We start from the raw sequence: 14,027 nt of genomic DNA on the forward strand, positions 1-14,027 counted from the left end.
GGTCCGAGAGCCGTTTTGACGATGCTGATGCAGCCGCAGACCAAGACCGAGGCGAGGCCGCCCGCCGATCCGGTGGCGCGGCGGCGCACCTTCGCGATCATCTCGCACCCGGATGCCGGCAAGACCACGCTGACGGAGAAGCTGCTGCTGTTCGGCGGCGCGATCCAGCTCGCGGGCGAGGTCAAGGCCAAGCGCAACCGCGTCTCGACCCGCTCGGACTGGATGGGCATCGAGAAGGAGCGCGGCATCTCGGTCGTCACCTCGGTGATGACCTTCGAGTACGGCGACTGCGTCTTCAACTTGCTCGACACGCCGGGCCACGAGGATTTTTCCGAGGACACCTATCGCACCCTCACGGCGGTCGATTCCGCGGTGATGGTCATCGACGCCGCAAAAGGCATCGAGGCGCGGACGCGAAAACTGTTCGAGGTGTGCCGGCTGCGGGACATCCCGATCGTCACCTTCGTGAACAAGCTCGACCGCGAGGCGCGCGAGCCCTTCGAGCTGCTCGACGAGATCGAGAAGACGCTGGCGCTCGACGTCGCGCCGATCACCTGGCCGATCGGCCGCGGCCGCAACTTCGCCGGCACCTACGAGCTCGGCGGCAACCGGGTCCGCCGCTTCGACGCGGCCGACGACGCCGGGACGGAAGCGGTCGCCGGCTTCGCCGATCCGCTGTTCGACCGGCTGCTCACCGAGAACGGCGAGGCCGATGCCTGGCGCGAGGAGGTCGAGCTCGCCGAGGGCGGGCTGAAGGCCTTCGATCTCGAGGCGTTCCGCGAGGGCCATCTCTCGCCCGTCTTCTTCGGCTCGGCCCTGCGCAATTTCGGCGTGCGCGACCTCATCGACGGGCTCGCCCGCTTCGCGCCGCCGCCGCGCGGGCAGGATTGCGACAAGCGTACCGTCGCCCCGACCGAGCCGAAGATGACCGGCTTCGTCTTCAAGATCCAGGCGAACATGGATCCGAACCACCGCGACCGCATCGCCTTCATGCGGGTCTGCTCCGGCCAACTCCGGCGCGGGATGAAGGCGAAGCTCGTGCGCACCGGCAAGCCGATGTCGCTCTCGGCCCCGCAATTCTTCTTCGCGCAGGACCGCGCCATCGCCGACGAGGCCTTCGCCGGCGATGTGGTCGGCATCCCGAACCACGGCACGTTGCGCATCGGCGACACGCTGACCGAGGGCGAGGACATCGTCTTCCGCGGCGTGCCGAGCTTCGCCCCCGAATTGCTGCGCCGGATCAAGCTCACCGACGCGATGAAGGCGAAGAAGCTGCGCGAGGCGTTGCAGCAGATGGGCGAGGAGGGCGTCGTCCAGGTCTTCGTGCCGCAGGACGGCTCGGGCGCAATCGTCGGCGTGGTCGGCGCGCTGCAGCTCGACGTGCTGAAGGAGCGGCTCCAGGGCGAGTACGGCCTGCCGATCGACTACGACGCGACGCGCTTCTCGGTCTGCCGCTGGGTCGCGTCGGATTCGGAGGCCGAGCTCGACAAGTTCATCGATTCGCACGGCTCGGCCATGGCGAAGGACCTCGACGGCGCCCCGGTGTTCATGGCGACCACCGCCTTCTCGCTGCGCTACGAGGAGGAGCGCTACCCGGCGGTGCGCTTCACCGACATCAAGGACTACCAGAAGCGCCAGGCCTGAGCGCCGGCGCGGATCGGCCGCCGGCGCGGGATCAGTACTTGCCCAGCATCGGGAAATCGACGCTGAGCGTCGATTCCGAGGCCATCGGCGCCTCGCGCTTGCGCGGCTTGCGGTTGAGGACCTGCTTCAGCTTGGTCTTCAGCACCGCCATGTCGAACGGCTTGAGGATGAAGGCGTCGGCCCCGGCCTGGTGGGCGACGTTGATGTCCTCGAAGTTGAACGACGTCTCGGTCAGGATGAAGGGTGTGTTCATCAGCGCGTCGTCGGCGCGGATCTCGCGCAGCAGGCTGATGCCGTCCATCGGCTCCATGTCGAGGTCGGAGATGACGAGGGCGTATTTCCGCTCGCGCAGCCGCTCCAGCGCCACGACGCCGTCGGTCACGCCCTCGACATCCGGGAAGCCGATGCGATTCATCAGCATCACGATGAGGCGGAGGAGCTTTTCCTGGTCGTCAATGATGAGGATCGGTGGCGTCTCGGTCATGACATCGTCTGCGGCATGGAGCGGGCCGTGGGTTCAAGGTCCGATCGCGAGATTGGGTGAAAGGGATGAAAAAACTGCTCTCTTCCATCCCGGAGATTGCACCGGAATGAAATGACCCGCCTTAGATGAAGAGGTGGTCGATGCCCTGCTTGGACATCTCCTCGGCCTGAAGCGCGAGCGCCAGCGCGTGGATCGAGCTCGCCTTGGGCGTGCCGCGCTGGAACATCGGCAGCAGGTTCGCCTTGGCGAAGTGCGGGTCGGTCGTCGACGAGCGGATGCTGCTGCGGCAGGAATTGACGAACTCGCGCTTGGTGATCTCGCGCCATTCGCAGATCTGCACGTCGCGGTGGCGGTCGTCGGCGAAGATGCGGTTGAAGGTCTCGTGCACCGAGGTGCGCTCGCCCTCGATCACCTGCGCGGCGAAGTTCTGCTCCACCAGCAGGAAGCTGGTGATCACCGAGAACTCGTTCTTCTTCTGCGCGTGCCGGGTGATCTCGCCGACCTGGCCGGTGCGGACCTGCACGTCCGACGACAGGGTCAGGCGCGAGAAGTAGATCAGGTGGACGAGGCTCGTTCGCTTGGCACGCATGTGGGTCCCGAGTCCCGCGGACGACGTCGGGTTCTACCGCGCCAACGATAAGGGCCGGTAAACGCTGCCGTTGCCGGCAGAAGCTGCCGGGTCGCCGGACCGGAACGGCGGGTTTCTGCCGGGTTCGGCGACAGCGCCTCAACGATATCAAAGGCTTGGGCCTGGCACGGCGGTTGCGCGCCGATTCCCGATCAGGCGACCGCCACATGCGCGTCGCCGACCCGGGAAAGACGGCGCGCCATGGACATCTTCACCGCGTTGCAGACGGCGGTCTCGGGCCTGAAGGCCCAGTCCTACGCCATCGACAACATCTCCGGGAACATCGCGAACTCGCAGACCACCGGGTACAAGCGCATCGAAACGAGCTTCGTCGACCTGCTCGCCGAGCAGACGCCGAAGCATGAGGTCGCCGGCACGGTGCTGGCCCAGTCGCAGCTGACCAACAGCCTCCAGGGCAACATCGCCTCGTCGACCGTCGCGACCAACATGGCGGTCAACGGCGACGGGTTCTTCACCGTCCAGGCCAAGACCGGGGACGCCAACGGGCAGGCCGCCTTCTCCGGCACGCCGGTCTATACCCGGCGCGGCGACTTCGCCCCGGACAAGGACGGCTTCCTCGTCAACGGCGCCGGGAGCTACCTGCAGGGCCAGAACTACGATGCGGTGACGGGCCAGGTCTCGAGTTCCGGCCCGATCAAGATCGCCAACCAGACACTGGCGGCGAAGCCGACCACCACGATCACCTACGGCGCGAACCTGCCGGCGACGCCGGCCACGACCAACGCGTCCAAGGCCGGCGGATCCGCGCTCTACACGCCGGAGGACGCCAACGGGCTCCCGGACACCAGCGCGCTCGTCACCGCGACCGACGGCACCGCCACGGCGAACAAGCAGGTCAGCGCCGGAAACGCTCCCGCGTTCGTCAACAGCAGCATCGCCGGCCCGTCGCTGACCGGCTACACCACGACCGGCGCACCGGTTCAGGTCACCACCCGCTGGGCGAAGATCCAGGACGCCAAACTCGCGGATGCGACCACGACGCCGGCGACCGCGGCCCAGCCGGCGATCTGGAACCTGTTCTACGCCGCCGACAGCTCGGCCGACCAAACCAAGAGCGCCTGGACCAACGCGGGCAGCGGCTTTACCTTCGACAGCAGCGGACAGCTGATCCAGCCCTCCGGCGGCGACGCGACGATCACCGACATGACGGTGAACGGGACCAATCTCGGCAGCATCAACATCGCCTTCGACAAGACCACGCTGACCCAGTACGCCGCCGCGTCCGGCGCGGTGACCACGAACGCCCTGACGCAGGACGGGTACGCAGCCGGAACCCTGAACTCCGTCTCGGTCGGGACCGACGGCAGCATCATGGGCGCCTTCTCGAACGGCTCCTCGGTGAAGCTCGCCTCGGTCGGCATCGCGCGCTTCATCAATCCGGACGGGCTCAAGCCGCTGTCGAACGGAACCTACGCGCAGACGCTCGATTCAGGCGTGCCGCTGGCGGGCCTCGACGGGTCCACGATCGTGGGCGCCAGCGTCGAATCGTCGAACACGGACATTGCAAGCGAATTTTCAAAGATGATCGTTACCCAACAGGCGTACTCGGCCAACACGAAGGTGATGTCGACCGCGCAGACGATGATGTCGGACCTGCTCAACATCATCCGCTGAGGTCATGTCATCCGCACGCGGCAGTGAGAGAGGACCTCCGGCGCCATGGCTCTGAACGCCCTCCAGACGGCCACCGCCGGCCTCAAGGCGACGCAGACCGCCATCGGTCTGGTCTCGCAGAACGTCGCCAACGCGAGCACCGCCGGCTACGTCAAGCGGACGATCACCACAATCTCGTCCGGCGTCGGCAATTCCGGCGTGTCGACCGGGACGATCACGCGCAGCTTCGACGCCGCCGCCCTGAAGCAGCTCCGCCTCGAGACCGCCGGCTCCGCCTATACCAGCACCAGGGCCGACATCGCGGGGCAGGTCGACACGCTGTTCGGCACGCCGGGCAGCGCGACCGCGCTCGACGGTTTGGTCAACACCTTCACCGGCTCGCTTCAGACCTTGGCCGCGAACCCGACCTCGGCCGCCGCCCGCACGACGGTGCTCAACGCCGCCTCGGGCCTCGCCGGCAGCATCAACGGCATCGCGACGAGCGTCCAGGCCCTGCGCAGCGGCATCGAGGCGAGCCTCGGCACCCAGACCGCCAGCGCCAGCACGCTGCTGAGCGGCATCGCCACCCTCAACGTGAAGATCCAATCGACCACGGACGATTCCACCCTGGCCGACCTGCAGGACCAGCGCGACCAGAAGATCACCGAGCTGTCCGGCTACCTCGACATCCAGACCGCCGACCAGCGCGACGGCACCGTCTCGATCTCGACCAGCTCCGGCGTGAACCTCGTCGCCGGCGGCACGGCGGCGACGCTCAGCTTCGACGGCCGCACCACCCTCGGGCCCAACGCGGCCTATTCGACCGATCCATCGAAGCGCAGCGTCGGCACCATTACGGCGACGACGCCCGGCGGCGGCAAGATCGACCTCGGCGAGCCGGGCGTGCTGCGCTCCGGATCGATCGCCGCCAACCTCGAGCTGCGCGACACGACGCTGCCGCAGGTGCAGCGCCAGCTCGACGACCTCGCCTCCGGGATGGCGAGCGCGCTCACCGACACCAGCACGACCAGCACCGCCAGCGGGGCGGGCACGGCGATCGACCTCACTGGGATGCAGCCCGGCAACACGCTGACCCTCACGGTGAAGGCCGCGAACGGGTCGATGCGCAACGTCATCCTGATCGCGTCGAAGGGCGACTCGACGTCGGTCGACCCGAGCCTGACCGACGACGGGACAGCGCTAGCGCAGACCTTCGACATCACAAAAGGCCTCACCGGCGTCCAGCTTGCGCTGGGCAAGCTCGGCGGCGGCTATGGCTCGGCGCTGTCCGCGACCGCCAGCGGCGCGACCGTCACGGTGTCGGGCAGCGGCGGCCTCAGCGTGGTGGCCGCCACGGCGACGAAGACCGCGCCGACGAGCGCGACCGACTTCTCCACCGCCTACCCGCAGATCGCGCTGTTCGTCGACGGATCGGGCAAGGGCCTGTTCACCGGGTCGTTCGATGCCGGCTCGCAGCTCACCGGCTTCGCGCAGCGCATCACCGTCAACCCGGCCCTCGGCGCCAACACCGCGGCGCTGACGGCGCCGGGACCGGCGAACACCGGGTCGAGCGCCACGCGGGCGCAGTTCGCCTACGACGCGCTGACCACCGCGCAGCAGACCTTCTCGTCGTCGAGCGGGATCGGCGGGGTCGCCGCGCCCTACGCGACCAGCGTGACCAGCTTCGCGCAGGACATCATCGCCGCGCAGGGAGCGGCGGCCGCCAACGCATCCAGCCTCGATTCGGGCCAGAGCGTCGCGCTCTCGACCGCTCAGGGCCGGTTCGCGAAGTCGGCCGGCGTCAGCGTGGACGAGGAGATGTCGAACCTCATCGCCCTGCAGACCGCCTATGCCGCGAACGCCCGGGTGCTCACCGCCGCCCGCGACATGCTCGACACCCTCCTGCGGATCTGAGGGACAGCCCATGACGACGATCAGCCCCTTCGCCGCCGGCAGCTACCTGACGACACGGTCGACCTCGCAGCTCCTCGCGATGAAGAGCCAGCTCGACGCCCTGACGACGCAGCTCTCCACCGGGCGCACGGCGGAGACCTATGGCGGCCTCGGCGCGGGGCGGAGCAGCAGCCTCACGGCGCGCGCCACGCTGAGCGCGCTCGACGGCTACGATGCCGGGATCGACGCCGCGCAGACGCGGGTCCAGCTGGCCTCCACCAGCCTGCAGCAGATCACGACGCTGACGAGCGACCTGCGCCGCGGCATCGCCACGAACCCGCAAGGCGTCGGCACCACCGTCACCGCCCAGCTCGGCCGGGCCGACCTCGACGGCGCCATCGACGCCCTGAGCCAGAGCTCGGCCGGCCAGTACCTGTTCGGCGGCCGGACCACCGACACCGCGCCGGTGAAGTCGACCGACATCATCCTCAACGGCGACAGCACGACGACGCCGAAGCAGGACGGCCTCGCGACCCTGGTCGCGCAACAGAAGGCGGCCGACCTGGGAGCCGACGGCCTCGGCCGGCTCCAGCTCGGCGCGACCGGCGCCGGCAACACGTTCCAGCTGTCCGAGGACCAAGCCGACACCACCGGCGAGACGCGCGCGAATTTCGGGTTCCGCCTCGTTTCGGCGACCGCCACCGGCGCGATCACGGCCGCCGCGACGAACACCGCCACGCCCGCGACGGTGACCGGGCTCGATCATGCGCCGGTCGCCGGAGAGAGCTTCCGCGTCACGGTCAATCTCGCCGACGGCAGCCAGAAATCCTTCGACCTCACGGCGTCCGCATCCGTCCCGGCGGGTTCGACCACCGCGTTCGGCCTGTTCGGATCGCCTGCGACCGCCGCCGCCGGGCTGAACGCTTTCGCCGCAACGCAGGGCGGCACCGTCGCCAGCGTCCAGAGCGGCAACACGCCGGTCCTGAACGCGACCTTCGGCGGCGGCGCCTATGCGGCCTACGACATCGGCCTGTCGGGCCAGCCCAAGGTCGGCGACAGCATCACGATCGAGCTGGCGCTGCACGACGGCACCAAGACCAGCGTGACGCTCACCGCGGCGGCGAGCGGCACCACGGCCACGACCGGCACCTTCGCCATCGGCGCGGACGCGGCAACCACCGCGGCCAACATGAAGGCGGCGCTGACCACCGCTTTGGGGGCGGCCGCCGCCGGCCCGCTCTCGGCCAGCTCGACCACCCGCGCCGCGGAGGACTTCTTCTCCGCCTCGACCGCCTCCGGCCAGACGCCGAAGCGCATCGATACGTCCGGCGCGACGCCGACCTACAAGGACGCCGCCTCGACCGACACCGTGATCTGGTACCAGGGCGACGCCGCGAGCACCGATCCGCGCGCCACCGCCTCGGTCCGTGCCGGCGCCAATCTCGACGTCCCGGTCGGCGCGCGCGCCAACGAGGTGCCGATCCAGAAGGCGCTCGCGGGCTTCGCCGCGCTCGCCGTCGACGGCATGGCCGATCCGAGCGGCAGCACCGTCACAGGCCGGTACGCGGCCCTGACGAGCCGGACCTCCACCCTCCTGGGCAAGGCCTCGGACGATCCGAGCCTCGAATCGATCGCCGTCGATTTCGGCCTGGCCGCCAGCACCCTGACCTCGGCGAAATCCCAGAACGCGGCGACGCGGCTGACGCTGCAGAACACCGTCGACGGCGTCGAGAGCGCGCCGATCGAGGAGGTCGCCTCCAAGCTGCTGGAGATGCAGAACCGGCTCCAGGCGAGCTACCAGATCACCTCGTCGCTCTCGAAGCTGTCGCTGGTGAACTACATGAGCTGACGCCGGCGCAGCGGGACTGATTGATCGTCGTCGATCCGGCGGGCTATCCTGCTTCGGCATGGCGCGGGCACCCGCCCGCCATCGGATCGCGCACGCCCCCGCATGGCCCGACGCGCCGGGCAGGGGGACGTGCGGGCCGATCGAACCGCCCAGGGGCCGCGATGCGTGAACAGGGAAGGCCGGCGGCGGGGCAAGGCGTCGTCGGGCGATCGCATCGCATCGCCGGCGTCATCCTGATCGCCGCGATCGGGCTGTCGCCGTGCGAGGCCCGCGAATGGGAGAAGGCGCCGCCCAAGGCGACGTCTCAGCCGTGCCCGGGATACGGCAGCGGTTTCGTGCGCGCACCGGGCAGCGCGACCTGCATGCGCCTGTCGGGCCGCGTCCGCGCCGGCGCCGACCTGAGCGCCGGCCGCGAGGTCGCCGTCGCCCCGATGGCGGCGGGGCGCTTCGCGATCGACACCCGCACCGAATCCGATCTCGGGCCGGTCCGCACCTTCGTCCGGATCGGCAACGGACGGCCGTGAGAGATCTACAGCGTGCGTGAGAACGAGAGCGGCCCGCTGGCGTTGCCGCGGCCGTAGGGGGAGGGCGCCCGCGACGGCTGGCCGTAGACGCTCGGGGTGTTGGCGCGGCCGAGGTCGGCGGCGAGCGACTTGATCAGCCCCTCGGAGACCGTCCGCGCCGTGCCGAGCACCGCCTGGTTGGCCTCGACGGCCTGCGCGAAGCGACGATGGGCGCCCTTCAGCAATTCGACGCCCGCCGGCGCGAAGCGCGCCAGCGCGACCGCGTTGGCCTTGGCCACCTCGAGCCCCTGAAGGTAGGCGCCGGCCAGGGCCGCCTTGGCCTCCGCCTCGGCCAGACCCTCGCGCAGGCGGCCGACGCGGACATGGCCGGTCTCGGCGGCGAGCACGGATTCCAGCGCCTGCATGGTGGACATCACCTCGGCGACGAGGGCGTCGGCACCGGCACGGTCGGAGACGCGGAAGGCGGGATTAAGCGGCATGGGCCGCCCCCGCGCCGGCACCGGCGCCGCCCTGCATCTTCATCATCTCGGAAAACACCTGGTTGGCGATGCCGACGCCGCCGCTCTTCATGATCTGGCCGGCATATTCCTTGGTCAGCATCGAGCGGTAGACGCCGCCGCCGGTGCCGTTCTCGCCGAGGGGCCCGTCGGTCCCCTCCGACTGGGTCAGCCGGTCGAGGGACGATTCCAGGAACATCGACTCGAAGTCGTTCGCGGTCTTGCGCGCCTTCTTCGTGGCGGCCTCCGTCGAGGCCTGAGCGGTCTTCGAGGTCGTGTCGGCCACGGCGCCGGTGATGGCCTTGCCGACGCCGATGGCGGCGGAGACCGCGAAGGTTGCGAGCGGTAGCATCGTCTAGTGTCTCCGGAGCTTGGGGGAGGGGGGCATCACATGAGCTCGATGTCGGCCTGCAGCGCGCCCGCGGCCTTGATCGCCTGCAGGATCGAGATCAGGTCGCGCGGGCCGACGCCGAGGGCGTTGAGGCCGTCGACGAGGTCGCGCAGGGTCACGCCCTCCTTGACCAGGGCGAGCTTGTTACCGTCGCCGGTGTCGACCTTCACGCCGGTGCGCGGCACCACCGTGGTGCGCCCGTTCGAGAGCGGGGCCGGCTGGCTCACCTGCGGCTGCTCGGTGATCGTGACGGTGAGGTTGCCCTGGGCGATCGCCACCGTGGAGACGCGCACGTCGCGGCCCATCACGATGATCCCCGAGCGCTCGTCGACCACCACCCGGGCGGTCTGGTCCGGCTCGACCTTGAGCTGCTCGATCTCGGTGATCAGGCGGATCATGTTGCCGTTGTACTTGGCCGGGATCTGGATCGTGACCGTGGCCGGGTCGGTCGGCTCGGCGGTGTCGGAGCCCATGAAGTCGTTGATCGCGGCGGCGATCCGCTTCGAGGTGGTGAAGTCGGGGTTGCGCAGCGACAGCCGCAGCGAGCGGGCGTCGGTGAGCTTGAACGCGATCTCGCGCTCGATGTTGGCGCCGTTGGCGATGCGCCCGTTGGTGGGCACGCCGCGGGTGATCTTGGCGGCATCGCCCTCCGCCGAGAAGCCGGCGATGGCGACGGAGCCCTGCGCCAGCGCGTAGACCTCGCCGTCGGCGCCGAGCAGCGGCGTCACCAGCAGGGTGCCGCCCTGGAGCGACTTCGCGTCGCCGAGCGACGAGACGGTCACGTCGATGCGGGTGCCCTGCGCCGCGAAGGGCGGCAGGCTCGCCGTCACCATCACCGCGGCGAGGTTCTGCGTGCGCATCGTCGCGCCGCGGGTGTTGACGCCGAGGCGCTCCAGCATCGCCTGCAGCGACTGCTTGGTGAAGGGGATGTTGTTCAGGGTGTCGCCGGTGCCGTTGAGGCCGACGACGATGCCGTAGCCGACGAGCTGGTTGGCGCGGACCCCCTCAATCTGCGCGAGGTCCTTCACCCGCGACAGCGCCATCGCCGCCGTGCCGCCGAGCACGAGCAGGGCGGCCGCCAGGACGAGGCGCAGGAGATCGCGGATCTGGGCGTGGCGCTGGGGCATGCCGGGCTTTTCGGGGTTGCGGACCCGCACTCTCCTGCCAGCGCCGTGCCAGGCGGCCGAAAAGCGCAACCCGCTGAAAACGCTGGCCTCTCTTCGGACGCGGCGCCTTCGGGACCGATCGTGAGCCGCGCGTTCCCTGCCGACCCGGCAGCTTCTGCCGGGGCTTTTACCGCTCGTTAACCGTGTCGAACCGACACTCGGCACGGGCCCCTCCGGCCCGTCGGGAGCGATCGAAGCGATGCGTGTCGAGAATCGTCCGGGACCTCTCGGGACGACCTCCGTCGGAGGCACGCGCAGGGCCGAGTCCGGCCCGAGCTTCCAAGTCGGCTCCGGGCCGGGTGCCCAGCGCACCGCCGGCACGGGCGCGACGACCACGCTCGCCGGCCTCGATGCGATGCTGATGCTGCAGGGCGAGCCGGACACCCCGCACGAGCGCCGCCGCCGTTCGGCGCGGCGCGGTCACGACCTGCTCGACGGGCTCGACCGGCTGAAGGCCTCCCTCCTGTCCGGCCGCGTCGCCACCCAAGAGCTGCTGGTCATCGCCGGGCGCCTCTCCGAGCGCGCCGAGACCTGCGGCGATCCCCGCCTCGACGGCCTGATCGCCGACATCGAGCTGCGCGCCGCCGTCGAGCTGGCCAAGGTCGAAGCCGCGCGCGGCGTCTGACGCAAACCATCGGGGCTCGCGTCGAGCGCAAGACGCGACACGACCGCGGCGCAGCACGGCGCGTTCGCTCCGGCGCGACCTGCGAACCGGTGACGCCCAGGGTTGACCGCAGGATGGACCCATGGCTCATACCGTCGTCGGCACCCCTGACTCCGTAGCTCAGCTGGATAGAGCAGCCGCCTTCTAAGCGGCAGGTGACGGACCTCGATCCTTCCCCGTTCCGATGCGCAGAGCAGCCGCCGCGACCGCGCTGGGATCCGTCAGTGGCAATCGCGTAGCAATCGTTTTGGCGAGATCACGCCCCTGCCATCACCTCGGCGCGACGGGCTCGCCGGCGCTCCTTCAGGGCCTCCGACGATCCGCGCCGGATGAACGTGATGGTCGACTTGGCCACGCCGAACTGCCTGGCGAGCACGATGCCGGGCAGGTTCGACGAGCGGATCGCGGCTGCGTCTTCACCGGAGATCTTGGCCCGGGGATGTGATCCCCTCAGGCTCTCCGGCCTGCGTCCGCGCTCCACCGCCTCGACGAGGTTCCGGCGGCCGGTGCCGGGCTTCAGGTGGCTTGGGTTGCAGCACGGCGGGTTGTCGCATGAATGCAGGACGGACAGGCCGGCGGGGATCGGACCGTCCGCGATCTCGCAGGAGATCCGGTGTGCACCGACGTCGCGACCGTCGACCTTGAGCTTGCCGTAGCCGGCCCGGTCGGTCCCGGCCGTCCAGGGCCAGCAATCGTCGGGGCCGCGGACGTCGACCTTGGCCCAGAACCGGGCCATGGCTTCCTGGGAAATGGGCATGCGGCATCCTCGCTGGTGGCGAGGAGTGCCGTCAGGCTACGCCCTAGGACCCGGCGTGTCCGTCACCGGACACCGGAAGGCGCGCCCCTCCAGAGGCGCTCGATTGGGATTGTACGGGTGCGAGGCGATTCGCACAGAGGCAACCCGAACCTGCAAAACGATTCACGGATCGCGTTTCGGGTTGCGTTTTGCATGTTGGCCTGCGCGGTCCGCCTCGTTGCCGGCCCGGCCGCGAGGTGCGAGTCTTCCTCCTGGAACGGAGGCCTCCATGTTCGTGCTCACCCTCCAGGACGCCCTCGGCGCCACCGCCGTCGCGCTCCTCGCCCTCGGGGCCGCCGGCTCGGCCGGGTACGCCGCGCTGGCCCGCCGTCGCGCCCGGCGGGGCTAGGCGGCCACCTCGCCCTTCGCCTCGCGGAGCAGGTCCATCGCCCGGTGCATAGCGGCGATCCCCTCCCGGTGCTTGGCGTCCCAAGCGCCGTACCAGCGCTCGACATCGACTTGGACGTCGGCGCTGATCATGTGGGATTCCCGCAGCGCGATGAGGGGCGTGCCGCCTTCGAAGGACGCCCGGAAGAAGGCCATCATGGCCGTGGCCATGGCCACGCCGAGATCCCGGTGATGCTCGGCCGTGACGGCGGCGACGTCGCCCTCAATGCTGGGCGGGATCACCGGCGCGACCAGACGTAGGTCGTCGAGCGGGGCGCTCAGGTTCCAGTCCGTGCCGGTGAAGCAGCACCAGTCCATCTGGCCGTCCACGCGGCCGATCTCGACCACCTGCGGTGCTTCGCCCTTGTAGGACGCCCACCAGAACTCGCGCGGCCCCCTCACGCCTTCCTCCTCGCCGCGTCCGCTCTCAGACAGGTGTCGGTGCACTCGGGCTCGCCGGCGGCGCGCTCCCGGCATTCCTCGGCGCAGCGCGCGTAGGCGGCCGCCCCGGGGTCGGGCTCGATCACGTCGAACGTGACGGACCAGGTGTTGGCGGCCTCGTCAGACTCGAACGAGGTAATGCGGACGGGGATGGAACGCATGTCAGGCCGCCCCTGCCTTGACCCACTTGAGCTTTGGCCGGGCTTGGATGGCCAGCGCCGCCAGGTGGTCCCGCCAGGCCTGTGCGACGACCCGCCGTGGCTTCACGCCGTACCGGGCCTCGACGCTCTCTGAGAGGCAGGAGGCGTGCGGGGGCTGGGCTCCCCACTCCGGACCGACAAACTCCTCGACGGCCCGACGAAGGGCCTTCGTCTCGCGGCACGGAAACCGGGACTCCTCGATCTGATCGAAGGCCTCATACTCGCCGGCGAACCGGACGGTCGCCATGATGACGTTGCGGTAGGAGTGACCGAGTTCCCGGTCCGGCAGGTAGGCGGGACGCCCCGGGCTGACAGTGAGCAACGCCGGGTCCGGTGTCATGGCTGCCATCTGCAGCATGGCGAGCCCCTCGGCGTGCTGGGTGAGTAGCATGCCGGCCTGCGCGATAGCCTTCCGGGCATCCTCGATCTTCTCGGTCACGGTCTTCTCAGCCACGGGATCCCCCCATCATCTCATCGACGGCCCGGGCCCAGGTCAGCAGGCCGTGCCACGCATGCACGTATGCCGCCGTGCAGCAGGTCATCGTCTGTGCGAGCAGCGCCTCCATCAGGGTGCCCGCCGCTGGCAGTCGGGGCGACCGTCGGGGCCCACGAGCGGCTGCATGCCAGCCTCGGACTGCGTGTACCGGCAGCCGGTCGCGGGGTCGGTCCAGACGGCGATGCCGCCCACATGCGACCATGAGGGGTCCGAGGCCTGGGTGACGAGGCTGGCGATGCCGATGGCGAAGGCCGTCGCGACGAAGAGCCCGACGAACAGGAACCAGAGGTCGAACCCGTCCCGACGGGGGCGGTCCAGGCGGGTGCGGAGATCGGCGGTGCGGCGCTGCATGG

The 14,027-nt window shown here is 69.8% G+C and carries 16 protein-coding genes and 1 tRNA gene; 7 read left to right on the forward strand and 10 right to left on the reverse strand.

What is annotated here, in order from left to right; translation table 11 throughout:
• Window positions 1-27 precede the first annotated feature (27 nt).
• Window positions 28-1,644: a peptide chain release factor 3 gene (locus MKK68_RS19475; protein WP_409567278.1), complete on the forward strand. Its 1,617-nt coding sequence runs from the start codon at window positions 28-30 to the stop codon at window positions 1,642-1,644.
• Window positions 1,645-1,675: 31 nt separating this feature from the next.
• Here MKK68_RS19475 and MKK68_RS19480 read toward each other — a convergent pair whose 3' ends face one another.
• Window positions 1,676-2,128, reverse strand: coding sequence for a response regulator (locus tag MKK68_RS19480; protein ID WP_147725058.1), 453 nt, complete (start codon window positions 2,126-2,128; stop codon window positions 1,676-1,678).
• 121 nt (window positions 2,129-2,249) lie between these two features.
• Window positions 2,250-2,717, reverse strand: a complete 468-nt coding sequence (locus MKK68_RS19485; RefSeq protein WP_147725060.1) for a BLUF domain-containing protein — start codon at window positions 2,715-2,717, stop codon at window positions 2,250-2,252.
• Between the two features lie 240 nt (window positions 2,718-2,957).
• On the opposite strand from MKK68_RS19485, the gene MKK68_RS19490 reads away from it, so the two are divergent.
• From MKK68_RS19490 to MKK68_RS19505, 4 genes are all read left to right on the forward strand, one after another.
• Window positions 2,958-4,391, forward strand: a complete 1,434-nt coding sequence (locus tag MKK68_RS19490) for a flagellar hook protein FlgE (protein WP_244032441.1) — start codon at window positions 2,958-2,960, stop codon at window positions 4,389-4,391.
• Between the two features lie 45 nt (window positions 4,392-4,436).
• The gene (gene flgK, locus MKK68_RS19495) at window positions 4,437-6,284 is read left to right on the forward strand and encodes a flagellar hook-associated protein FlgK (RefSeq protein WP_244032442.1); all 1,848 of its coding nucleotides are present in this window, start codon (window positions 4,437-4,439) and stop codon (window positions 6,282-6,284) included.
• A 10-nt stretch (window positions 6,285-6,294) separates the two neighbouring features.
• Window positions 6,295-8,112: a hypothetical protein gene (locus MKK68_RS19500; protein ID WP_244032444.1), complete on the forward strand. Its 1,818-nt coding sequence runs from the start codon at window positions 6,295-6,297 to the stop codon at window positions 8,110-8,112.
• A gap of 161 nt (window positions 8,113-8,273) precedes the next feature.
• Window positions 8,274-8,636 (forward strand): porin, encoded by a 363-nt coding sequence (locus tag MKK68_RS19505; protein ID WP_147725068.1) that lies wholly within the window; start codon window positions 8,274-8,276, stop codon window positions 8,634-8,636.
• Window positions 8,637-8,641: 5 nt separating this feature from the next.
• Here the strand turns inward: MKK68_RS19505 and MKK68_RS19510 are convergent, their stop codons facing one another.
• From MKK68_RS19510 to MKK68_RS19520, 3 genes are read right to left on the reverse strand one after another with little or no spacing between them, the layout of a single operon-like run.
• On the reverse strand, window positions 8,642-9,115 hold the full coding sequence (locus MKK68_RS19510; protein WP_147725071.1) for a hypothetical protein: 474 nt from the start codon (window positions 9,113-9,115) through the stop codon (window positions 8,642-8,644).
• A complete protein-coding gene (locus MKK68_RS19515; RefSeq protein ID WP_147725072.1) occupies window positions 9,105-9,485 on the reverse strand; it encodes a rod-binding protein in 381 nt (126 codons plus the stop codon). The genes MKK68_RS19510 and MKK68_RS19515 overlap by 11 nt, the downstream gene beginning before the upstream one ends.
• Window positions 9,486-9,520: 35 nt before the next feature.
• Window positions 9,521-10,651, reverse strand: a complete 1,131-nt coding sequence (locus MKK68_RS19520; protein ID WP_147725074.1) for a flagellar basal body P-ring protein FlgI — start codon at window positions 10,649-10,651, stop codon at window positions 9,521-9,523.
• 238 nt (window positions 10,652-10,889) lie between these two features.
• Here MKK68_RS19520 and MKK68_RS19525 point away from each other — a divergent pair, with 238 nt between their 5' ends.
• Both MKK68_RS19525 and MKK68_RS19530 read left to right on the forward strand, forming a co-directional pair.
• Window positions 10,890-11,315, forward strand: coding sequence for a flagellar assembly protein FliX (locus MKK68_RS19525; RefSeq protein ID WP_244032446.1), 426 nt, complete (start codon window positions 10,890-10,892; stop codon window positions 11,313-11,315).
• Window positions 11,316-11,469: 154 nt separating this feature from the next.
• A tRNA-Arg gene (locus tag MKK68_RS19530) sits at window positions 11,470-11,540 on the forward strand.
• A gap of 70 nt (window positions 11,541-11,610) precedes the next feature.
• Here the strand turns inward: MKK68_RS19530 and MKK68_RS19535 are convergent.
• From MKK68_RS19535 to MKK68_RS19555, 5 genes are all read right to left on the reverse strand, one after another.
• Window positions 11,611-12,111, reverse strand: a complete 501-nt coding sequence (locus tag MKK68_RS19535) for an HNH endonuclease signature motif containing protein (RefSeq protein WP_244032448.1) — start codon at window positions 12,109-12,111, stop codon at window positions 11,611-11,613.
• A gap of 384 nt (window positions 12,112-12,495) precedes the next feature.
• The gene (locus MKK68_RS19540; RefSeq protein WP_244032449.1) at window positions 12,496-12,939 is read right to left on the reverse strand and encodes a hypothetical protein; all 444 of its coding nucleotides are present in this window, start codon (window positions 12,937-12,939) and stop codon (window positions 12,496-12,498) included.
• Entirely contained in the window at window positions 12,936-13,139 is a 204-nt protein-coding gene (locus MKK68_RS19545) for a hypothetical protein (RefSeq protein ID WP_244032452.1), read from the reverse strand. Before MKK68_RS19545 ends, MKK68_RS19540 begins: the two co-directional genes overlap by 4 nt.
• 1 nt (window position 13,140) lies before the next feature.
• Window positions 13,141-13,617: a hypothetical protein gene (locus MKK68_RS19550; RefSeq protein ID WP_244032453.1), complete on the reverse strand. Its 477-nt coding sequence runs from the start codon at window positions 13,615-13,617 to the stop codon at window positions 13,141-13,143.
• A gap of 126 nt (window positions 13,618-13,743) precedes the next feature.
• On the reverse strand, window positions 13,744-14,025 hold the full coding sequence (locus tag MKK68_RS19555) for a hypothetical protein (protein WP_244032455.1): 282 nt from the start codon (window positions 14,023-14,025) through the stop codon (window positions 13,744-13,746).
• Between the last annotated feature and the right edge of the window lie 2 nt (window positions 14,026-14,027).

The sequence above is a fragment of the Methylobacterium sp. E-016 genome (assembly GCF_022829745.1).
Taxonomy (GTDB): Bacteria; Pseudomonadota; Alphaproteobacteria; order Rhizobiales; family Beijerinckiaceae; genus Methylobacterium.